Here is a 21,926-nt window from a genome sequence, read left to right as displayed (position 1 = left end):
GGCCTTCATGTCCAACGCACCCACATCCGCCCTCGCCCGGCCCTTCGACACGCCCGAGCGCCAGGCGTTCCGCGACAGCGTGGAGGGCTTCATCAAGCGCGAGATCGAACCCTATGGCGATGAATGGGACGAGGCGGGCGATTTTCCCTGGGAATTGCATGAAAAGGCCGGCGCGCTCGGTCTCTTCGGCTTCGGCATTGACGAAGCCTATGGCGGAAACGGTTTTGAAGACGCCCTGATGCGGGTCGATGCCGGAATCGCCATGGGCTATGCGGGCGTGGGCGGGGTGAACGCGTCTCTGGGCTCGCGCGGGATCATGACCGGGCCGATTCACACCCTCGCCAGCGACGAGATCAAGGCCGAGGTCCTACCCGACATCGTGGCGGGCCGCAAAGGCGGCGCGCTCGGGATGACCGAGCCTTCGGGCGGGTCGGACCTGTCGCGCATCGTCACCAAGGCCCGCAAGGACGGCGACGATTGGGTGATTGATGGCGAGAAGACCTTCATCACCGGCGGGATGAAAGCGAGCTGGTATGTGGTCGGCGCCCGCACGGGCGGTGAGGGCTTTGGCGGCATTTCCCTCTTTGTCGTGCCCGCGGATGCGCCCGGCTTTTCCCGTACCGCCATCACCAACAAGATGGGCTGGTGGTGTTCGGACACCGCCACGCTTCACTTTGACGGCTGCCGCATCCCCGAGCGCTACCAGCTGGGTCAGGAAGGCCTGTGTCTGCTCGCGATCATGGACAATTTCAACTATGAGCGCCTGACCCTGTCGGCGGGCTGTCTGGGGATGGCCAAACGCTGTCTCGATGACGCCATCACCTACGCCCAGCAGCGCGAGACCTTCGGCAAGCCGCTGATCAAGCACCAGGCGATCCGGCACAAGATCGCGGACATGTCCGGCCGCATCGACGCGCTGGACGCCTATCTGCAGATGGTGGCCTGGCGGGTGAACGAGGCGACGGACAAGGGCGCGGCCATGCCCGCAGCCGAGCTCGCCAAGATCAAGGTCTTCGCGTCAAAGACCGCCGAGTTCTGCGCCAATGAAGCCATGCAGATCCTGGGCGGCGCGGGCTATCTGCGCGGCTGCGCGGTCGAGCGCATCTATCGCGAGGTGAAGGTGATGGCGATCGGCGGCGGCTCGGAAGAGATCATGCGCGATCTCGCCGTGCGGCAGATGGGGTTGTGAGGTCGAATATGGGCCTCCGGATCAAGTCCGAAGGCCGAGACGTTTAAGCGCTCTGCTCTCGGTCCTCGGGCTTGATCCGGGGACCCATGAACCCCTCAAACCCGAGAAATCAGCCCCTGACAGCCTTTCTCGATGAGGTCGAGCATGCGCTCGAAATCCGCCGCCTCGCCATAATAGGGGTCGGGTATGGAGGTGCGGGCGAGCCCGACCGACCAGTCCATCAACAGGGAAATCTTGGTTTCGGGCAATTGCCGCCCGCTGCGCGCCTCGGCCAGCCAGCGCCGATGCCCCTCATCCATGGCGATCAGATGATCAAAGCGGATGAAGTCATCATCGGTCACGGCGCGGGCGGTGATGCCGGACAGGTCATAGCCCCGCGCCTCGGCGACCTTGACGGCGCGCGGGTCCGGGCGTTCGCCCACATGCCAGTCCCCGGTGCCTGCAGAATCGAGCACGAGCTCCTTGCCCGTCCGCTCCGCCATCGCCTTGGCGACCGCCTCTGCGGTCGGCGAACGACAGATATTGCCGGTGCACACAAACAGGATCGACGTTTGACGCGGCATCTTCCCCTCCTGACGCTGCGAGCCAGGGAGACCCTAGCCCGCTTCGTTCAGGAGACCGCCCCCATCGTGAAGCTGGGGTTAACGATAGCTTTCCTAAGCGGCGGTGATCCGCGCCGGAACGCTGAATTGCGGGGCGATCTTGAGATCACTGGCCCAGCGCAGCTTCTCGAACACCAGCAATATCGTGCCGTTATAGTCCAGCAGGCGATTGATCACGCCCCGGCGCGGCAGGTGCAGCGCACTGACCGGCTCGTCATGGTGATGGTCGTGGAAGGCCTCGCCGCCCGTCAGGATCGCCAGCAGGTAATCCGCCCAGCGCGGGGTCTTGAGATGGCCGAACACGTTCACCCCCAGAATGGTGGCGTGGAACTGGATGGCGCGCGCCGTCACGGCGGAGGCGTGCAGGATGAAGGTCAGCAGCAAGGAGCCGCCCATCGCCCAGACGGCCAGATAGATGATCGCGGGCAGGATGAGGTGCACGCCCAGCGTGATCAGGGAATAGTGCCGATCGAGGATCTGCACGGTCTTGAGATCCTTCAGCCACATGGCGGTCGGACGCTGCAGATCGTTGGGATCGCGGAAGATCAGCCAGCCCATCCACGCCCACAGCTTGCTTTCATGCGGGTTGTGCGGATCGCCGGGCTTGTCGGACAGACGATGGTGCTGGGAGTGATAGTTCACCCAGTCCTTGAGCTTGCCCTGCATGGCGATGACGCAATTGATCGCCGTGAGGATTTGCGCGGGCGCCTTCAGCTCGCCCGCCTTGTGCTGCCAGACGCGATGCAGCACGCCGATGCCGAAATTGCAGATCACCAGCGTCACCGCGCCCACGAACAGCGCCAGCACCGGATACCACCAGTGCAGGGTCAGACCGTTCAGAAGCAGGCCCAGTGTGAAGGCGATGACGAGGCCCAGGACGCCCAGGGCCGGGTAGATGATGGCGGCGAACACGCTCGCCCAGTCCAGATTGCCAATGCGCTTCGGAATAGCGACCGAACGCGGCGTTGGAGTGGCTTTCATGCTTGTCCTCAACAGTCCTGACTTGCGACACACGCCCACCCGGCGCTCAGTCGCCGACCCCATGAGTATTCTGACATGACGGCTAAAGTTTAACCAACGCCAAAACGCTGTGTCGGGTATCACGTCTCAGTCAATCTCGACACCCCGGCCCGGTGTGCGCTATCAGCGCATCAGAGACACCGGGCGCAAAGCGGTTCGCCGCGCTGCGCCGTCCATCCAGTCTGCGCCAGCGCGATCTGGCGCTCTCACGAAAAGAAGGGGACGGCCATGGCCGATAACGAGCTTCCGACCGGCACGCTGATGAAGGGCAAACGCGGCCTGATCATGGGCGTGGCCAACAAGAACTCCATCGCCTGGGGCATCGCCCAGCAATTGCATGCCCAGGGCGCCGAGCTGGCGTTCTCCTATCAGGACGAAGCGCTGGAAAAGCGCGTGCGTCCGCTGGTGGAGAGCCTGGGCGACGAGCCGTTCATGGTGACCGCCGACGTCACCAATGACGAGTCCATGGACGCCTGCTTCAAGGCGCTCGAGGCCAAATGGGGCAAGCTCGACTTCCTCGTTCACGCCATCGCCTTCGCCGGCAAGGACGAGCTGCAGGGCAGCTTCACCCACAACACCACGCGCCTAGGCTTCCAGCGCGCCATGGACATTTCCGCCTTCTCCTTCGTGGACGCCGCCAAGCGCGCCAGCGCATTGATGCCGTCCAAGGAAGAGGGCGGCGGCGCCATGGTGTCGCTGACCTATCTGGGCTCCGAGCGCGTCGTGCCGAACTACAATGTCATGGGCGTCGCCAAGGCCGCTCTGGAAGCCTCCACCCGCTATATCGCGCGCGATCTCGGCCCGCAGGGCATCCGCGTGAACGCCATCTCGGCCGGTCCGATGCGGACGCTCGCCATGGCGGGCATTTCGGGCGGCCGCACCCTGATGAAGACCGGCAAGGACTGGTCCATGCTGAAAGAAGACACCACCATGGAAGGCGTGGCGGGTTCCGCGCTCTACCTGCTGAGTGATCTGGGCAAGTCGTGCACGGGTGAAATCCTGCATGTGGACGCCGGCTTCCACGCCGTCGCCGTGCCCGATATCGACGAGTAGCGCCTAGAGGCCCTCGCCTTGCAGACCGGGCGCTTCGGCGCCCGGTTTCGCGCCCGCCTCGACAAATCGCGCATACCGGCCGATCGCCCGCGATTCGATGGCGTTGCGCACCTTGGAGCGGCTCAGGGTGAAGACCGGCTCATTGGGGTCCGGTTCGTTCAGACACCCCGGCTCGAACGCCAGACCCAATCGGTCAAGGACAGGCGACAACACGCCTTCAGGGTCCGCCACCAGCGCTTCATACCCCACCTCGATGAGATCGAACCCCGCCGCGCGCCAGTGCGCGGCGACGGCCTCGGCGTGCCGCACAAAGTCCAGCGCATCGTCCCACCGGGTCGAGTATCCATGGCGAAAGCCGAAATCATTGGTGAAGAGCGAGACGGCCGTATCCTCGGCGTTCCGGCGGCAATGCAGCAAAACCGCCTCCGGAAACAGCGCCCGGATGAACGCGACCCGATCAAGATTGGACGGCAGCTTGTCGAGGATGAAAGGCGTCTGCGGCGCGTTGCGCAGCAAGTAGGCGCGACGCCAGCCCTCGCGCAGGGCCTCGAACCGGTCCAGCCGCGTTCCCTCCTCAAGCGCGCAGAACTGCTCAAAGGCCAGCGCCATGTCGGCGCGCTCGCCAAAACCGGTAATCGCCGAATGCCCGCGCAGGATTCGTTCGAGCAGCGTCGTGCCTGACCGGGGCGCGCCGATCACGAAGATCGGTCGCGGCCCCGCCGGAGCGAGCGCAGCGGGGGCGGTGATCGCGGCAAGCCCCGATTGCACGGATCTGGCGTGCGCCCAGACCTGCTGCACATGCGCCAGCGTCACTGGCGCCCCGCTGCGCGCGAGCACGCGGCGCTGGATCCGGTTGGCGCGCTCGAAAGCGGCCCAGGCCGGGGCCAGCCGGCCTTGCGCCTCATGCACCCGCCCCAGCGCAAATCCCAGCGTCGCAGCCGCCGGATCGGTCCGGGCCGACAGCCCGGGTTCGAGCGCTTCAAACCGCGCAATGAGGTCGGGACAGACCAGATCGGGCTCGGCCTCTGCTAGCAGATCGAAGGCCAGCACATGATCGCCCGCCTGGGCCAGAATCGCGTGCGCCAGACAGGCAGCCTGCTGTTTCTCGCCATGAACCAGATGAAGCTGGGCGACCGCCTCCATCAGCTCGAGCTGGCCGGGATGGTCCTGCAGGGCGGCGGCGGCGAGGGCCTTCATCCCCGCCACGTTCGAGGAGGCGATAGACCAGCGGATGAGACGCGAGATCGCATCCGGCGTGCGCAAACCCTGATCATAAAGCTGCTGCATCAGGCGGGCGGCGAGCTCCATCTGCTCGCGCCGCGCCGCCTCCATCGCCCAGACCTCGACCACCAGCCGGGCGGCGGCTTCATCCAGTCGGTCACGCTGAGAGAGGGCCCAGCCCAGGGCGGGTACATCCCCCGCCGCGATCGCCGCCGCGCCAAACACCTTGAAGGCCTGAAGGCTGGGCGGTGTCAGAATGATCAGCGGACGCAGGCTCTCAAGAACGCCTTGATAGCGCCCCTGGGTAAAATCGCGCTCGATCGCACGCCAGAACTCTGGGGTCATCCCGTTCCATGTCCAGACCGTATCCGGCCTGAATACGCATTTGCGCGGGCCATCCGTCGGTCGGTCCGCAAAATATCACACGTGAGATGCGACCGCCTACGCCTGAAACGCGAACGCCCTGCATGGCGGGCATGCAGGGCGCGCAGATCAGAGCTTGAGCCCGAACAGGGGCCTCAGAGGTCGGATCCGCCTAATGATCTCGAACCCGGCGAAGGAGCCGGCATAGGTGATGAGGGTCAGAAGCACGAACTCGGTCCAGACATCAAAGCCTATCCGGGTCAGGGCGTAGCCCGCCGCCACGGTGATCGTCTGGTGCAAGATGTAGACCGGAAAGATCGCCTCGGTCAGATACCGCCGCACCGGTCCGTCCGTATTCAGGAAGCGCCGGGCAAGCCCCAGGAGCGTCACGATCATGGACCAGGCGTAGAGCACCCGGCCGGCGCGCGCGAGCCAGAGCGGGACCGGCATCTCGGCCACCTGATCCCACCAGAGCGCCCAGATCGGGGTCAGCACAACGCCCAGCGCCACACTCAAGCCCAGCGCCCAGGGCAAGGCGCGATCCACCGCGCCCCAGAACCGTTCGGACTTCGCAGCGTAGAACCCGTACAGCACGCAGGTGAAGCTGTAGGCGTGGTTCGCCCAGTCCCAGACAAGATTGTGGGTCACGTCAAAATGCGGCGTCAGCAGCACCCGGTAGACCATCATCGGCGCAAATCCGAGCCCGATCACGGCCAGCGGGCCGAACGGGCTGTCCCAGATCCGGCCCAGCCCTGCGCCGGGCCCGCGCCCGAACGCCTTGAGCAGGCCCATCACAGGCGCCAGCAGCAGCGCATAGACGAAGAGATAGACCACGTACCACAGATGGTTCCAGGTCGGCACGGCGATGCCGGCGATCTCCCAATCGGTGATGTAATGCGGCCAGAACGCCAGAATGCCGGGCTCGATCTCGCCCATCTCGCGCAGCTGGAAATAGGTCTGGGGCATGACCACCACGATCATGCCGAACACGATCACGGGCAGAAGCCGCCCTGTCCGCTCGACCGCGAATTTCAACGCGCCCGCCTTGTCATGGAGATAGCGGAACGCGACGCCTGAAATGAAGAAGAGCAGCGCCAGCCGCCAGGGGTTCAGAAGGTTCATCAACGGCTCGGCGCCGGGGCCGGCGTGCACGCTTTTCACATGCCAGCCCCAGGGCACGTAGAACATGCCCACATGGTACAGCACCAAAAGGCCGAACGCGATGATGCGCAGCCAGTCGAGATCATGGCGACGGGGTGGCGCGGCCAGCTCCCGAGGTCCGGATTCAGTCATGTGTCGTCTCCCAATCGATCCAGCCCGTCTTCTGGTCGGGAGCGCGCCGGTCGACCATGTATCCGGGGCGAAAGACGGACTGCCGGGACCAGCATCGGCGCCCCGGGGACGAGTCGCGGCGTTTCGGGGGCGAATGACGCAGCACGGCTCTGGCCCGGCGCGGAAGAGCTTGGCATGATCGCACCATGCAAACTCCCGATCTTGAACGTCGCGTCCTGCGCCACACCCTGCTGGTTTTCGCGCTCGTCACCCTGGCCTTCTGGCTGGTGAACGGGCTGTCGCTGGCCGAGGAATGGCGTCGCGCCGGGGAAACCGGAGGCTGGCTGCGCGCGCTGACGCTGGAAGCGACCAGCAATCTCGTGCTGGTCCTGCTGTTCGTTCCGGTCGCGCTGCTGGAACGGCGCTTTCCCGTGACGCTGGAGCGCTGGCGGACGGCCCTGCCTGTGCACGCCCTGGGCGCTGTGATCTTCTCGGCCGTGCATGTGAGCGTCATGAACGGATTGCGCATGGGCCTCTGGCCCTCGCTCTTCGGCTTTGACTATGAGGGCCTGGGCGGCGTCCTGGGCGAGTTCGGCTATGAGTTTCGCAAGGACGCCCTCTCCTACGGCCTGATCCTCGCCATGCTGGCGCTGTTTCGCGAGCTCGAGGACGCCCGTCAGCGCCTGAAGGCGGCGCGCGAGGACGCCCGCACCGATCATGTGATCACCCTGCGCAGCGGCGGCCGCGAAATCCGGTTGCCGGCGCGTGAGATCCTGAGCGCCAGCGCGGCGGGCAATTATGTCGAGGTGCGCACCCAGACCGGCGAGCATCTGGCGCGCATGACGCTGACCCGGCTGATCAGCCTGCTGCAGTCGGCCGGCGCCGATCCGGTGCGGCTTCACCGCTCGCACATGGCCTGCCGCCCCGCCATCCGCGAACTGGTTCCGACCGGCGATGGCGACGCCGAGGCGCGCCTCTCGGATGGACGCATATTACCGGTCAGCCGCGGGTTCAGGGCCGCTGTCTAGCCCGCTGGCGGGCGCGTCGTATAACTTCTATTAACCCCAAAGGGTCTAGGCCCTTTCTCTCGGCGTTCGGGACAACGCCGTTTGTTTATGTATTGGGGACTTTAATGAAATTCGCACTGATCGCAGGCGTCAGCCTGCTGTCGCTCGGCCTGGCTGCGCCAGCCCTGGCCGACGATGATTCGCGCATCGAGGAACTTGAAGCGCGCGTTCAGCAACTCGAGGCGATGAACCGCCAGCTGCTCGAAGTGATGCAGGCCCAGGGCCTGCTGCCGCAAGCGGACGCGCCTTCAGCGCCGTCCATGGCGCACCCTGCTGCGCCGGGCCATCATGGCGATGCGCCTTTGCAGACCGCGCACCATGGCGCTGGTCATCATGAAGGTGGTCACGGCATGAGCCATGGCGATGACTTCCATCAGAATCTGGTCGGGATCAGCCCTGAATACGGCTATCAGGTGCTTGATCACGCCGAAGGCGTGAACACCCGCCCGCTGACCATCCTGAACGCCGCGCGCAATGGCGAGCTCGATCGCCGCGTCACCCTCAGCGGGGATGTCACTGCGCTGGCGAACTATCAGGAAAGCAATTCCAACACCAAGTTCGGCTGGCTGATGCGGCACCCGACCTCGGCCAACCAGATCGGCGAGACGGTGTCGGAATTCGTGGTGCACTCCGCCCAGCTGGCCGTGACCGGCCGGATGACGGACTCCATCACGCTGTATTCGGAAATGCTCTACGATCCCGAGCAGAGCTTCGGGTCGGGCACGCTGACCGATCTCAACCGCAACCAGATCCAGCTGCGCCGCGCCTTCGTGCTGTTCGGCGATCTCGAGCGCACCCCCTGGTACGCCGCCATCGGCAAGATGGACACGCCCTTCGGCCTGAACGACACCGTCAGCCCGTTCACCAACTCCACCAACTGGCACGCCTTCGCCGGTCTCGCGACGGGCGGCATGGTCGGCTATTACAACAATGGCCTGCACGTGCGCGCCATGGCGATCCAGGGCGGCTCGCAATTCCGCGCCCACAACGCTCCGGTCGAGGACACCAATGTCCCCAGCCGGGTGAACAATTTCGCGGTGGACGTGAACTACACCGCCGCTTTGGCCGAGGGCCGCACCCTGATGGCGGGCGCGAGCTATACCGAGGCCACCGCCTATTGCCAGGCCTATCCGGTCTTCCACTTCAATCCGTGCGACGACAACAATCCGGGCTGGGCCGTCTATGCCCAGGCGGATCTGGGCCGGCTCGAACTGCTGGGCGAGTATGCGGCGACCACCGAGGACTGGCCGGGCACGGCCTCGCCGGTGCCGATCTACTCTGCGTTCGAAGCCGTGGCGCCGAGCGCCTTCACCCTGGGCGGTCGCTACTGGTTTGACCTCAACGCGACCGAGGACTTCGCGGTGTCGTTCGAATTCAGCCGCTTTGTGTCCGGCGATGACGGCGCGCCCTGGGAAAAGCAGGACCAGTGGGTTCTGGGCGGATCCTATTTCATCAGCCCGTCGGTCAATCTCTTCGGCGAGCTGATCCGGACCGAAGGCTGGGTGCCGCTCAACTTCCTGTCCGGCGGCAATCTGCCCACGGGCGAGAGCTGGTCGGAAAGCGATGCGAGCACCAATGTGTTCACCCTGGGGGTCCAGGCGAGCTTCTAGGCGCTCACAGCCGCGCAAGACAAACCCCGCCGGAGCGATCCGGCGGGGTTTTCTGTTTGCGAGCAGGCGATCAGGACGCCTTGTCCAGCCCCTTGCCCTGCTCCAGCTCGGTGAGCTTGGCCTGGGTGGAGACCACCACGCGCGCGATCTCGTCTGTCGACTTGGACGAGCGGTCCGCCAGCTCCCGCACCTCGGTCGCGACCACGGCGAAGCCCGCGCCATGCTGACCCGCACGCGCCGCCTCGATGCTGGCGTTCAGCGAGAGAAGATTGGTCTGTTCGGAAATGTCGCGCAGGCTTTCCGCCATCTTGCTGACCTGTTCGAGCACGCCGCTGACAATCGTCCGGGTCTCGGCGCTGGCCTTTCTCTGGGCCGTGGAATCGGTGGCGTACATGGTGAAGCGCTCCACCCGTCCGCCAAAGCCCAGCAATACCTGGACCGCGCCCGAGAGCCAGGCGGTATCCCGCTCCCCCTTCACCATGATCTCATCGGTCACGGTCTGGCCGCGCTTCATCTGCTCGACCTGTTCAGACGTGAACAGAGCGTCCAGCGACATCGTCTTGCGGTCCTTGAGACCGATCCGCTCCATCACCTGATTGAGCTTGTCATTGCCCTGCGTGAGCGCGCCATCCGCCGCCCATTCCAGCACGACATTGGATTCGGTGATCGCGGCCATGCGGGTCTCGAACTCCTTGGCCTTGAGCTTGACGTCAGTGATGTTGGCCTGAACGGAGATGAAGCGGACAAGCTCTCCGGCGTCGTTGCGCACCGGGTTGATCGACATGGAGATCCAGTAGGGCTCGCCCGACTTGGTGTAGTTCAGGATCTCGTCATAGAAGGGCGCGCCCGCATGCAGTTGCTGGCGGATCTTGGCGCGGGTCTCCGCGCTGGTCTCAGGCCCCTGAAGGAACTCGCCCGGCTTGCGGCCCATCACCTCTTCGGACGTATAGCCGGTCAGCTTTTCAAAGCCCGGATTGACGTATTCGATCAGGCCCTGGGCATCGGTGATGATGACGAGATTGTCCGTCTCGTCGGCCACCAGGGACAAGAGCTTGAACTGCTCGCGATTGCGGACCTCCGCGTCCACATCCTTGACGAAGGCGGTGTAGGACACCTCGCCATCAACGCGGATCTTGGACAGCGACAGCGAGCCCCAGACGCGCTGGCCGTCCGCGCGCTCCACCAGCACCTCGCGCGAGCGCCCGACAATCTTGTCCACCCCCGTGGTCCGGTTGGCGTTCACATAATCATCGTGCTTGTCCCGGATTTCGGACGGGACGAGCATCTTCACGTTCTGACCCAGCACCTGCTCGGCCCTGTACCCCCAGAAGCGTTCCGCCGCGGCGTTGAAGAAGGTGACTTCATTGCGCGCATTGATGGTGACCACGGGGTCGAGCGCCTGGGACAGGGTCTGGGTGATGGTCTCCCGGCTGCGACGCTGTTCGGTGATGTCCTTGACGAAGGCGGTGTAGAAGATCTTCTCGCCGGCGCGCACCTTGGAGAGTGACAGGTTCGCCCAGATCCGCTCGCCATCCTTGCGCTCGATCTCCACATCGCGGGACGTCCCCACGATCTTGTCCTGGCCGGTCGTGCGGTTGGCGTTGACGAAGGTGTCGTGATTGGCGCGGAACTCCCGGGGCACCAGCATCTTGACGTTCTGGCCGACCACCTCGTCCGCCTCATAACCCCACAACTGCTCGGCGGAGCGATTGAAATAGGTGATGATGTTCTGGTCGTTGATGGAGACGACGGCGTCCAGCGCCTGGTCCAGGATCTGGCGTGTCGTCTCGCGCGCTTCGCGCTCGGCGCTCACATCCTTCACGAAAGCCGTGTAATAGACCTTCGAGCCGCTTTTCACCCGCGACAGCGCCAGATTGACCCAGAGTTTCACGCCGTCACGGCGTTCAAGCTCGATATCGCGCGAAGTGCCGACGATCTTGTCCTTGGCGCCCTGCCGGTTGGCGTTGATCAGCCCGTCATGACCCGCCTGCAAATGGGGCGGCACCAGAATCTTGACGTTCTGGCCCATGACTTCCGAACGCTTGAGCCCCCAGAGTTGCTCGGCGGCGGCGTTGAAGAAGATGATCCTGTTGTTCGGGTCAATGGTGACGACGGCGTCGATCGCCTGTTCAAGCGCCTGTTTTTCAAGTGAGCTTCCAAGCAGATTCCGCATCCTGGCTCCTCACGACATGGGTCTGAAGCCGAATGTGAAATCCGTTCTCGTTAATAGCGTTTGAAGCATGCGTACCATGCACAACGCCCCGCCGGAGGACCCGACGGGGCGCTGTTTGTGGGGAGCTGAAGCGCCTACTCCGCTTCGCGTTCGCCCTGATCGGGCACATGGGGGACCACCGGCTCTTCGGGCTTCACATACGTATCCAGCCAGTCGATGGATTCCGCAAGCACGTGCAGCACGCTCTCGCGCGCCCGATAGCCATGGCTTTCATAGGGCAGCATGACGAGCCGGGCCGTGCCGCCATTGCCCTTGACCGCTGCGAACATGCGCTCGGACTGGATCGGATAGGTGCCCGAATTGTTGTCCATCTGGCCATGGATCATGAGCATGGGCTCATCAATGTCATTGGCGTGCATGAAGGGCGAGAGCCGATAGTAAGATTCCGGCGCTTCCCAATAGGTGCGGCGCTCGGACTGGAAGCCGAACGGCGTCAGGGTGCGGTTGTAGGCGCCCGAGCGGGCGATGCCCGCGCGGAACAGGTCCGATCCCGCCAGCAGGTGTGCGGTCATGAACGCGCCATAGGAATGGCCCGCGATCGCGACCCGTTCGCCATCGCCATAGCCGCGCTCCACACTGTCCGCGATTGCGGCTTCCGCCGACAGCACCAGCTGGTGCACGAAGGTGTCATTCACGGTTTCCGGATCATCGCCGACAATGGGCATGGTGGCGTCTTCCAGCAGCGCATAGCCCTGGGTCACCATGAAGCGGGGGCTGGTGCCCGCCACCCGTGAGAAGCGGTATTGCGAACCGCGCACCTGACCCGCGTCCGAGGCGGAATTGTACTCCAGCGGATAGGCCCAGATCAGAAGCGGGAGTTTATCGCCCTCTTGGTAATCCGCCGGCAGGTAGAGGGTGGCCGACAGCGGCACGCCATCCTCGCGCTCATAGGTGATCAGCTCCTTGCGGATGGCGTTGAGCTGGGGATAGGGGTTCTCGAACGCGGTGATCGCCCGCATCTCGTCGCCCTCGCGCAGATAGACGTTCGGCGGGGTTTCCGGGTCCTCATAGGAGGTCAGGAAGCGCGCGCCGTCATCAGACAGGATGTCGATGACCTCCTCATAGTTCTCGCCCGCATTGCGCCACAGCTCGGTGGTCTCGAAGGTGTTGAAATCCACACGGTTGAGGAAGGGGCGGTCCCCGTCGGGGCTCGCGCCGTCACCGGTGAAATACATCGCGCCATCGATCACAGCCGCGACGGACTGGCCGAACCCGTTGCGGATGGTCAGCGGCGAGCCGGGATCGGCATAGCTGTTCTGGATGGAACGCTCCTCGAACAGGCGCGGTTCGGCGCCGTTCGGGGCAAAGTCGATCAGCCAGTTGCGAACCTCGCGCGTATCGCGGTCATATTCCACCGCCATGCCGAACTGGCCTTCGGAGGTGAAGGTCGTGCCGTAATAGCGATCCTCGAAGCGGGCGATCTCGACCGGTTCGCCGTCAAACGGCGCATCGAGCGCCCAGACGCTGTCGCGTTGATCGGTCTCCACTCGCGGATCACCGCCATCGAGCGCTTCGGCCCAGATCAGGCGCGCAGCGGCGGACGCCTGCCATTCGATATTGCGGCGACCGGTGATGACGCCGCCAATCGGCACGCCGTCCGCTATGGGGTGATCGGCGATTTCGGCGACCAGCTCGCCACCCATGGTCCAGACCTCGGTGGTCTCGGCAAAGCTCGACCACGGCACGTCATAGGAGAAGGGCGCGTTCAGCTCGTCGATCAGCAGGTACTCCCCGCCCGGCGACGGTTCGACCGAATAGTAAAGCCCCGGCTCGCCAATGGGCCGCGGACGCGGACGACGCGCGGTCACATCCACGGAGACGATCTGGCTTTCCGCCAGCCAGGCGAACAGCGCGGCGTCCTCGGCATCGCCCAGGAGATCCTGATAGGTGCGCACCGGCGCTTCATAGCCGTTCGCCTGCTGGATCACCGGGCCATCGGGCACGCGGGCGCGCTCGGGGCGCGGGCCGCGCTCATCAGACACCAGGGTCACGAGAAGGGTCTCGTTGTCATTCATCCAGTCGAGCGCCGAGAAGACGGCGTTGACGCCCTCGGGGATGATCACGCGGGCGCGACCGGTGGCCATGTCCGCCACCCAGACGCCAATGGAGTCTGCGTCGGTGACCAGGAAAGCGGCTTTGGAGCCGTCCGGCGACCAGGTGAAGCCCGACAGGCCCGCATCCTCAGGCGTTCTGATCTCGGTTTCTTCGCCCGTATCCAGATCGATCACGGACAGGCCGACCACCGAGCGCGGGCCGTGACGACCATTGGTCTCGGCATCCAGCCGCAGACCCGCCAGGCGCTCCATCGGGCGCGCCAGTTCGGAGACCGGCGGCAAGCCTTCGCGATGCAGCAGCAAGAGATGGCGCTTGTCCGGCGACAGCGTGGTGAAGGGCGATGGCGGCGCGTCAACGATATCAACGATATCCTGCGGCGGCAGGCGATAGCCGTCCTGAGCCATGGCGGCTCCGGCGCTGACGCTCAGCACCAGAACGCCGCCCAGAGCGGCGCGAATAAGTGTGGACATAAAGCCCTCCCCTGACTTGCGTTTTCGCATTCGGGAGGGAGTTTAACGGAGCTTTGCCTGTCCGCAGAATGACGGATTGGTAAGGGAGGCGGACACGCGCAGCCTGCCCAGGCGATGGAGCTGACCTGAGCCGCCAGAGACAAACAAAAAACCCCGCCGGATCGCTCCGGCGGGGTTTCTTCTGATCTTGCGATCAGAGGGGTGAGGACTAGTCCTCGCCGCCCTCTTCCGCGATCTCTTCGCCGGTCTCCTGGTCGACGACTTTCATCGACAGGCGCACCTTGCCGCGATCGTCAAAGCCCAAGAGCTTCACCCAGACTTCCTGGCCTTCGCTGACCACGTCCTTGGGGTGACCCACGCGCTCATTCTTCATTTGCGAGACGTGCACGAGGCCGTCACGCGGACCGAAGAAGTTCACGAAGGCGCCGAAATCGACGACTTTCACGACCTTGCCCTTGTAGATCTCGCCCACTTCCGGCTCCGCCGTCAGGCCCTTGATCCAGTCGAGCGCCGCCTTGATGGAGTCCGCGGACACCGACGAGACCTTGATCAGGCCTTCATCGTTGACGTCCACTTTCGCGCCGGTTTCCTCGACGATCTGGCGGATGACCTTGCCGCCCGACCCGATCACGTCACGGATCTTGTCGGTCGGGATCTGGATGGTCTCGATCTTCGGCGCGTGCTCATTCAGAGCTTCACGCGTGCCCGAGAGCGCCTTGTTCATCTCTTCAAGGATGTGCATGCGGCCGCCCTTCGCCTGGTTCAGCGCGGTCTGCATGATGTCCTTGGTGATGCCGGCGATCTTGATGTCCATCTGAAGGCTGGTGACGCCCTCTTCGGTGCCGGCCACCTTGAAGTCCATGTCCCCGAGGTGATCTTCGTCACCCAGAATGTCGGACAGAACCGCCACGCCTTCGGGATCCTTGATCAGGCCCATGGCGATGCCGGACACCGGACGGGTGATCGGAACGCCCGCATCCATCAGCGCCAGAGAGCCGCCGCACACGGTCGCCATGGAGGACGAGCCGTTGGATTCGGTGATCTCGGACACCAGACGCACGGTGTAGGGGAAGGTTTCCGCGTTCGGCATCACGGCGTTCAGCGCGCGCCAGGCGAGCTTGCCGTGGCCGATTTCACGACGGCCCGGAGCCAGACGGAAGCTGGTCTCGCCGACGGAATAGGGCGGGAAGTTGTAGTGCAGCAGGAAGCGTTCCTTGTAGGTGCCGGTCAGGGCGTCAATGAACTGCTCGTCCTCGCCGGTGCCCAGGGTCACGACCGCCAGGGCCTGCGTTTCACCGCGGGTGAACAGCGCAGAACCGTGGGTGCGCGGCAGGACGGTGGCTTCGGACACGATCGGGCGGACCTGATCGAGCGAGCGGCCGTCAATGCGCTTGCCGGTCTTGATGATGCCGCCGCGCACGACGCTGGCTTCCACGCCCTTCAGAACGTCCTTGAGCACGACCATGTCGGCGCCGTCGGGGTTCTCTTCGGTCGCGGCCAGCTCGGCCACGGCTTTCTCTTTCGCCGCAGAGACCGCCGCCTGACGCTCGGTCTTGTTGGTGATGGTGTAGGCCTTGGCGATCTCGTCGCCCACCAGCGCCTTCACCTTGGCTTCGAGGTCGGAATGATCTTCCGGCTCGAATTCCCACGGATCCTTGGCGGCTTTCTCGGCCAGGCGGATGATCATATCGATCACGGGCTGGAACGCCTCATGACCGGCCATGACGGCGCCCAGCATGGTTTCTTCCGACAGCTCTTTGGCTTCGGATTCCACCATCATCACCGCGTCGGACGTGCCGGCGACCACCAGGTCCAGCTCGGTGTCGTCCATCTCGGCGACGGTCGGGTTGATGATGTACTCGCCATCCTTGTAGCCCACGCGCGCTGCGCCGATCGGACCCAGGAAGGGCAGACCGGACAGGCACAGGGCGGCGGAGGCGCCGATCATGCCGACCACATCGGGATCATTTTCCAGATCGTGGCTGAGCACGGTGATCATCACTTGGGTGTCGTTCTTGAACCCCTTGGGGAAGAGCGGGCGGATCGGACGGTCAATGAGGCGCGAGGTCAGCGTCTCTTTGTCGGTCGGACGGCCTTCGCGCTTGAAATAGCCGCCCGGGATCTTGCCGGCGGCGAAGTATTTTTCCTGGTAATTGACGGTCAGCGGGAAGAAGTCCACGCCCGGCTTGACGTCCTTTTGTGCGACCGCCGTCGCGAGGACGGTGGTTTCGCCATAGGTGGCGAGCACCGCGCCATTCGCCTGACGCGCCATGCGGCCGGTTTCGAGGGTCAGCGTGCGGCCGGCCCATTCAATCGTTTCGGTTTGGATATCGAACATGTATCTCTCGTTCGTACGGTCGTAATTCGGCGTCGCCGGATTGCGAACGCCGGATAAGGAAACGCCGGCGCGCCCATTGGCGGCCGGCGTCCCTCTGGATTGCGCTTAGCGGCGCAGACCCAAGGCTTGAACAATCGCCTTGTAGCGATCTTCATCGATTTTCTTGAGATAATCGAGAAGACGCCGACGCTGGGAGACCAGCTTCAGCAGGCCACGGCGAGAGTGGTTGTCTTTCTTGTGAGTCTTGAAGTGCTCGGTCAGGTTCGCGATACGCTCGGTCAGCACCGCCACTTGCACTTCAGCCGACCCGGTGTCGTTTTCGCCCCGGGCGTACTCTTTGATCAGTTCGGCTTTACGTTCTGCCGTAATCGACATCGTCTATTCGGGCTCCTAATCCCATTGAAAGACACGAACAGGCGAGAGTTTGCCCGCGCGTGCTTCGCCGATCGCAATAGCCCGGTCCGTCCCCATGGCCACGACAGCCTTCGAGAAATCCTTCCCTGCAATGTCGCGGGGTTGGCGAAGGTCGCGCAGCTCTGAAGCTCGCCGGGGAGGCAGTACGATCGAGCGTCCTTGCCTCAACTGAAACGCCTCGTCCTCGGTCACGGCCGTCGCCGGGATGTCGTCCAGCGCGGTCTCGACCGGAAGCAGGGCCTCCAGCGCGTGGCCCTTATGGACCAAATCCTCAAATACGTCCAGTGAAACAGCCTGTGCGGCGCTGAACGGGCCGACCCTGGTGCGGCGCAGCGCGGCCACATGGCCTTCCGCCCCCAGCGCCATCGCCAGATCGCGCGCCACCGAGCGCACATAGGCGCCCTTGCCGCATTTCATCTCGAGCACGGCGAGATCGGGGCTCGGCGCGTCCAGCAGGCGCAGATCGTCAATGCGCACAGGGCGGGAGGCGAGCTCCACCTCTTCCCCGGCGCGCGCCAGATCATAGGCGCGTTCGCCATCGATCTTGATGGCGGAGAATTTCGGCGGCACCTGTTCGATCTCGCCGATGAACTGACCCAACGCCTCTTCAATCGCATCCCGGCTCGGACGCACATCGCTCTCGCCCGTCACCTCGCCCTCGGCGTCGAGCGTGGTCGTGGACCGGCCCCAGCGCAGGGTGAACTTGTAGGCCTTGGAGCTCTCCTGGGCGAACGGCACGGTCTTGGTGGCCTCGCCGAACGCGATCGGCAGCACGCCCGACGCCAGCGGATCCAGCGTGCCCGCATGGCCCGCCTTCTGCGCATTCAGCAGCCAGCGCGTCTTGGACACGGCCTGGGTGGAGGTCATTTCCAGCGGCTTGTCGAGGATCAGCCAGCCATGGATCTTCTCGCCCTTCTTGCGACGGGCCATCAGTCCTCATCCCCGTCTTCAAGGTCGCGCTTGACGCTGGGCCGGTCGAGCAGCGCATCCACTTCGCGCACATCGTCGATGCGGTCATCGACGGCGAAGCGCAGCTTGGGCGTGAACTTGAGCTCGATCTGACGGCCCAGCTCGCGCTGGATGAAGCCGGCGGCATGGTTGAGCGCGGTGGCCACGGCCTCGCGATCGCCCCCGCCCAGAAGATCCACATAGACCGTGGCGTGGCGCAGATCGGGGCTGACGCGCGCTTCGGTGATGGTCACGGCGGCGGTGTTCACATGCGGGTCGTGCACGCGGCCTTCGCGGATAATGTCGGACACCGCACGACGCACGAGCTCACCGGCGCGCAGCTGGCGTTGGGACTGGGCTTTCATGAATTCCTCTTGGGTCGCCTGGACGCGGCCGGAGTCCAACCGGAACGCATCGAGATTGCGAAGGGCGCGGGTGTACGGCGCCTGCGCCCCTATTGCAAGGGCGGCCCCGCTCTAGTGATTGACCACCAGCCAGGCGCCCAGGGTCAGAAGCCCCGCGCCCAGAAGCCGCATCAGCGTCACCGACCGTTCCTCGATGCCGAAGAGGCCGAAATGGTCGATCGCCATGGCGGCGATCAGCTGGGCTGCGAACAGCAGGGCGAAGAAGGAGCCCGTGCCGATCTTCGGCGTGGCCCAGGCGGCGGTGGTGACGAACAGGGCGCCCAGCGCGCCTCCGATCACGAACAGATGCGGCGGCGTGTTCATGATCCGCTCGGGGCTGGGCCAGCCGGACCGGAAGGCGACCACGGAGACGGTCGCCAGCATGATCAGCGCGCCGGCCGTGAAACTGACCAGCGCGGCGCGGATCGGCGAGCCCAGATGGCCCGACAGCTGGCCGTTGAAGGCCGGCTGGGCGGCCACCATGGCGCCCGCGACCAGCGTCAGCACGTAAGGGGCGACAGCGTTCAGCGACATGGGCGGTCCTTCAGCTTGGATCAGCGCATCCAGAAGCGGGGCGTGAAGACATAGAGCGCCACGAGGATTTCCAAGCGGCCCAGCAACATCTGCACGCAGAGCAGCCATTTGGCCGGGTCGGGCAGTGTAGCGAAATTGCCCGCCGGTCCAATGATGTCGCCAAGGCCCGGGCCCACATTGGCGATGGCCGTGGCGGACGCGGTCACGGCGGTCAGGAAGTCGAGGCCGAAGGCGGACAGGGCGACGGCGCCAATGGCGAAACAGGCGACATACAAACCCGCGAACAGCGCCACCGAGGCGCTGTCCGACGCTGTCAGCCGCCGTCCGGCATGGTGCGCCACCGTGATCGCATGCGGGGAGGACGCCGCCTGCAGACTCGCCCAGGTGGATTTGAGCATGATCTGGATGCGGAACACCTTGAAGCCGCCGGCCGTCGATCCCGCGCACCCGCCCAGAAAGGTCAGGATGAAGATGGTGGCCATGGCCAGCGGCCCCCAGAGCTGATAGTCGCCCGCCGCATAGCCGGTGGTGGTCAGCACAGAGACGGTGTTGAAGATGGCGAGCCGCACCGCGTCCGGATGCTCGGGCGGCCCGCCCAGCTCGGCGGCGAACAGCAGAAGACTCGCCAGCGCCACGATCACCAGAAGTCCGACGATTTCCTCAAAGGCGCCCGGACGTCGACCCTCATGGCGGCTGACCGCCCGCACATAGGCGAGAAACGGGATCGCCCCGGCCAGCATGAACACGATGGCCACCCATTGCGCGCCGGCCGAGAACCCGCCCATGGACTGGTCGGTGGTGGAATACCCGCCTGTCGACACCGTGGTGAGGGCGTGCAGGACCGCATCAAAGCCGCTCATGCCGGACAGGACATAGCCCAGCGCGCACAGGCAGGTGAGGCCCAGATAAAGCCCGGCGATGACGCTGGCGAGATGGCCGGGACGAGCGATCAGCTTTTCCGGCGACCGGTCCGAGGATTCCAGATGGAAAAGCTGCATCCCGCCCGAGCGCAGGAGCGGCAGGACGGCGATGGAGATGCCGATGATGCCGATCCCGCCTATCCATTGCAGCAAAGCGCGCCAGACCAGAAGGGTGGGCGGCTGGGCGTCAAGATTGCTGATGACGGTCGATCCCGTCGTGGTCAGACCGGACACGGTCTCGAAGATGGCGTCGGTGATGCTCAGACCCACGGCATCCTCGTGCAGGGGAATGGCCATCAGGAGCGGCAGGCCGAACCAGGCCCCGAGCGTCAGGATCACCGCGCCGCGAAAGCCCAGATGCGCGCGCTCGCCCAGTCCGACCAGCGTCAGCACGCCGCCTACAAATCCGGAGATCAGCACGCAGGCGGCGAACCCCTCGCCGGCGCCGTCATGGATCAGAAGGTGGGACGCCAGCATGTGCAGGAAAGCCAGCGCCGCGAGACCCAGACACAGCACGCCCCAGATCAGGGCGACATTGCGAATGCGAGTCATCATGCGCGCACCTCCAGAGCCCTGCCCGGAAACCCCGGGGATCGGCCATGTGCGATAAGGCGGCGTCTGTATACCTCTGATCCCTGCGGTTCAAGTCCGTCCTGACTGCAGCGCGCCCCCTGCATCAGACTTGCATTTGAATTGAATTCAATTCAGCCTGTTGTCAGGAGATGAAACCCCATGAACACACCCCTTCACGACGCCCCGCCGAATGACAATGCCGCGCCGACGCCGCGCGGGCGGCAGACGCGCGAAAAGCTCATTGATGCGGCGCGCGGCGCGCTCATCGAGGGGGAGGGCGCCGCCGAGATCACCGACATCGCCCGGCGCGCCGGCGTCTCGGCCGGTTTGGCCTATCATCATTTCGGCTCCAAGGACGGGCTTCTCTCGGCCGTGGTCGAGGAGTTCTATGACCGCTATGTCCGGGTCGCCAACACGCATTTTCGCGGTGAAACCTGGGCTCAGCGTGAAGCGCAGCGCGTGCAGGCCGTCGTGCGCTTCTTCATCGACGAACCCTTTACCCGCACCCTGTTCGGGCCGCTGGGCCGGTCCAGTGCGGTCGTGCATGCAGAATCGCGTTGCATGGCGGACCTCGTGGCGCGCGGCGCCCGCAATATCGCCCAGGGCCAGGCGGACGGCGACCTGCCGCGACAGGCCGACCCGCAAATCGCCGCCGCCTTCGTGCTGGGCGGCCTGCGCCAGGCCATGACGCTGGCGTTGCTGGATGACCCGAACCCGGACGCCGAGCAGCTCGCCTGCAACGTCTGGATCCTGATCGCCCAGAGCCTGGGCCTGAGAGTGGGGAGCAAGTCATGACGCCGACCCTGAAAAAACCCTCCGACCTGTTCACCCAGGATCTGGCGGGCACGCATAAGCGCTCTGAAACCGAGAGCATCACCCCCGGCTCCGATACCCTCGCCAGCTATGACAGCAATGGCTATGTCATCCTCAGGGGATTGCTGAGCGCGGAGGTTCTGAAGGCCGCCGATACCGCTCTGCGCGATCTTCTGGGGCCCACGGGGCGGAACAATTTTGAAGGGTTCAGCACCCAGCGCGCCTATGCCCTTCTGGCGAAGACCCGGGCCCTGGACCCGTTGATCGCCCATCCGCAGATCCTGGGACTTCTCAAGGCGCGCCTGCATGCCCAGCCGCTTCTATCGGCCTGTCTGGGCATCAATATCGGTCCGGGCGAGACCCCGCAAATGCCCCATGCGGATGACGGATTCTATCCGGACATGCGTCCAGACGCCCGTCACGGCCTGTCGGTGATCTGGGCCTTTGACCCCTTTACCCGGGACAATGGCGCCACCCGCACCTGGCCCGGCTCCCATCTCTGGCGGTCCGGGCGGGAGCCCGAGGACACCGATGTCTGGCGTCCCGCCGTGATGGAGCCCGGCGATGCGCTGGTCTTCCATGGCGGGCTCTGGCATGCGGGCGGAGAGAACGCCACGCAGCAGGGGCGGCTGGCCCTGACCGCGCAATATTGCGCGCCCTGGCTGCGCACGCAGGAGAATATGAGCCTGGCGGTTCCGCCCCAGATCGTCCGCACGCTCAAGGCGCCGCTGCCCTCGTTGCTGGGCTATCAGATCCACCCGCCCTTCATGGGCCATGTGAACGGCATGCATCCCAATCGTCTGCTGGACTAGGCTGTGAAACGCGCA

The 21,926-nt window shown here is 64.8% G+C and carries 18 protein-coding genes; 6 read left to right on the top strand and 12 right to left on the bottom strand.

Translation table 11 applies throughout. From position 1 onward, the window contains the following. Positions 1 to 7: 7 nt before the first annotated feature. On the top strand, positions 8 to 1,189 hold the full coding sequence (locus OA2633_RS10195; protein WP_009802465.1) for an acyl-CoA dehydrogenase family protein: 1,182 nt from the start codon (positions 8 to 10) through the stop codon (positions 1,187 to 1,189). A 95-nt stretch (positions 1,190 to 1,284) separates the two neighbouring features. Here the strand turns inward: OA2633_RS10195 and OA2633_RS10190 are convergent, their stop codons facing one another. Next, complete coding sequence (locus tag OA2633_RS10190) at positions 1,285 to 1,752, bottom strand: low molecular weight protein-tyrosine-phosphatase (RefSeq protein WP_009802464.1); 468 nt, start codon at positions 1,750 to 1,752, stop codon at positions 1,285 to 1,287. Positions 1,753 to 1,845: 93 nt separating this feature from the next. Beyond that, positions 1,846 to 2,772 carry an acyl-CoA desaturase gene (locus tag OA2633_RS10185; protein WP_009802463.1) on the bottom strand — a complete coding sequence of 309 codons (927 nt, stop codon included), beginning with the start codon at positions 2,770 to 2,772 and terminating at the stop codon, positions 1,846 to 1,848. A 267-nt stretch (positions 2,773 to 3,039) separates the two neighbouring features. Between OA2633_RS10185 and OA2633_RS10180 the strand changes: the two genes are divergently transcribed. Further along, complete coding sequence (locus OA2633_RS10180) at positions 3,040 to 3,864, top strand: enoyl-ACP reductase (RefSeq protein ID WP_009802462.1); 825 nt, start codon at positions 3,040 to 3,042, stop codon at positions 3,862 to 3,864. 3 nt (positions 3,865 to 3,867) lie between these two features. On the opposite strand, the gene OA2633_RS10175 is transcribed toward OA2633_RS10180, so the two are convergent. Both OA2633_RS10175 and OA2633_RS10170 read right to left on the bottom strand, forming a co-directional pair. Further along, positions 3,868 to 5,430 (bottom strand): sulfotransferase, encoded by a 1,563-nt coding sequence (locus OA2633_RS10175; protein ID WP_009802461.1) that lies wholly within the window; start codon positions 5,428 to 5,430, stop codon positions 3,868 to 3,870. Positions 5,431 to 5,577: 147 nt separating this feature from the next. After that, the gene (locus tag OA2633_RS10170) at positions 5,578 to 6,741 is read right to left on the bottom strand and encodes an acyltransferase family protein (protein ID WP_009802460.1); all 1,164 of its coding nucleotides are present in this window, start codon (positions 6,739 to 6,741) and stop codon (positions 5,578 to 5,580) included. A 185-nt stretch (positions 6,742 to 6,926) separates the two neighbouring features. On the opposite strand from OA2633_RS10170, the gene OA2633_RS10165 reads away from it, so the two are divergent. Together OA2633_RS10165 and OA2633_RS10160 are read left to right on the top strand one after the other, a co-directional pair. Beyond that, positions 6,927 to 7,748, top strand: a complete 822-nt coding sequence (locus tag OA2633_RS10165; protein WP_009802459.1) for a LytTR family DNA-binding domain-containing protein — start codon at positions 6,927 to 6,929, stop codon at positions 7,746 to 7,748. A 104-nt stretch (positions 7,749 to 7,852) separates the two neighbouring features. After that, entirely contained in the window at positions 7,853 to 9,397 is a 1,545-nt protein-coding gene (locus OA2633_RS10160; protein ID WP_009802458.1) for a porin, read from the top strand. Positions 9,398 to 9,467: 70 nt separating this feature from the next. Here OA2633_RS10160 and OA2633_RS10155 read toward each other — a convergent pair whose 3' ends face one another. The 8 genes from OA2633_RS10155 to OA2633_RS10120 form a co-directional block, all read right to left on the bottom strand. After that, a complete protein-coding gene (locus OA2633_RS10155) occupies positions 9,468 to 11,570 on the bottom strand; it encodes a PAS domain S-box protein (RefSeq protein ID WP_009802457.1) in 2,103 nt (700 codons plus the stop codon). Positions 11,571 to 11,704: 134 nt separating this feature from the next. Beyond that, positions 11,705 to 14,155: a prolyl oligopeptidase family serine peptidase gene (locus OA2633_RS10150; protein ID WP_009802456.1), complete on the bottom strand. Its 2,451-nt coding sequence runs from the start codon at positions 14,153 to 14,155 to the stop codon at positions 11,705 to 11,707. A gap of 208 nt (positions 14,156 to 14,363) precedes the next feature. Beyond that, entirely contained in the window at positions 14,364 to 16,493 is a 2,130-nt protein-coding gene (pnp, locus tag OA2633_RS10145) for a polyribonucleotide nucleotidyltransferase (protein ID WP_009802455.1), read from the bottom strand. A 105-nt stretch (positions 16,494 to 16,598) separates the two neighbouring features. Further along, positions 16,599 to 16,868, bottom strand: a complete 270-nt coding sequence (rpsO, locus tag OA2633_RS10140; protein ID WP_009802454.1) for a 30S ribosomal protein S15 — start codon at positions 16,866 to 16,868, stop codon at positions 16,599 to 16,601. A gap of 15 nt (positions 16,869 to 16,883) precedes the next feature. Further along, complete coding sequence (truB, locus tag OA2633_RS10135) at positions 16,884 to 17,837, bottom strand: tRNA pseudouridine(55) synthase TruB (RefSeq protein WP_009802453.1); 954 nt, start codon at positions 17,835 to 17,837, stop codon at positions 16,884 to 16,886. Next, complete coding sequence (gene rbfA / locus OA2633_RS10130; protein WP_009802452.1) at positions 17,837 to 18,259, bottom strand: 30S ribosome-binding factor RbfA; 423 nt, start codon at positions 18,257 to 18,259, stop codon at positions 17,837 to 17,839. The genes truB and rbfA overlap by 1 nt, the downstream gene beginning before the upstream one ends. Before the next feature lie 72 nt (positions 18,260 to 18,331). After that, positions 18,332 to 18,793, bottom strand: a complete 462-nt coding sequence (locus OA2633_RS10125) for a DMT family transporter (protein WP_009802451.1) — start codon at positions 18,791 to 18,793, stop codon at positions 18,332 to 18,334. Between the two features lie 20 nt (positions 18,794 to 18,813). Next, positions 18,814 to 20,268: a TrkH family potassium uptake protein gene (locus OA2633_RS10120; RefSeq protein ID WP_009802450.1), complete on the bottom strand. Its 1,455-nt coding sequence runs from the start codon at positions 20,266 to 20,268 to the stop codon at positions 18,814 to 18,816. Positions 20,269 to 20,445: 177 nt separating this feature from the next. On the opposite strand from OA2633_RS10120, the gene OA2633_RS10115 reads away from it, so the two are divergent. Beyond that, positions 20,446 to 21,081, top strand: a complete 636-nt coding sequence (locus tag OA2633_RS10115; protein WP_009802449.1) for a TetR/AcrR family transcriptional regulator — start codon at positions 20,446 to 20,448, stop codon at positions 21,079 to 21,081. Next, a complete protein-coding gene (locus OA2633_RS10110) occupies positions 21,078 to 21,911 on the top strand; it encodes a phytanoyl-CoA dioxygenase family protein (protein ID WP_009802448.1) in 834 nt (277 codons plus the stop codon). Before OA2633_RS10115 ends, OA2633_RS10110 begins: the two co-directional genes overlap by 4 nt. Positions 21,912 to 21,926 lie beyond the last annotated feature (15 nt).

It is taken from the genome of Oceanicaulis sp. HTCC2633 (assembly GCF_000152745.1).
In the GTDB taxonomy this organism is placed as follows: domain Bacteria; phylum Pseudomonadota; class Alphaproteobacteria; order Caulobacterales; family Maricaulaceae; genus Oceanicaulis.
The sequence above is the reverse complement of the archived record's forward strand: the minus strand, read 5'-3'. Positions and strand labels throughout refer to the sequence as shown.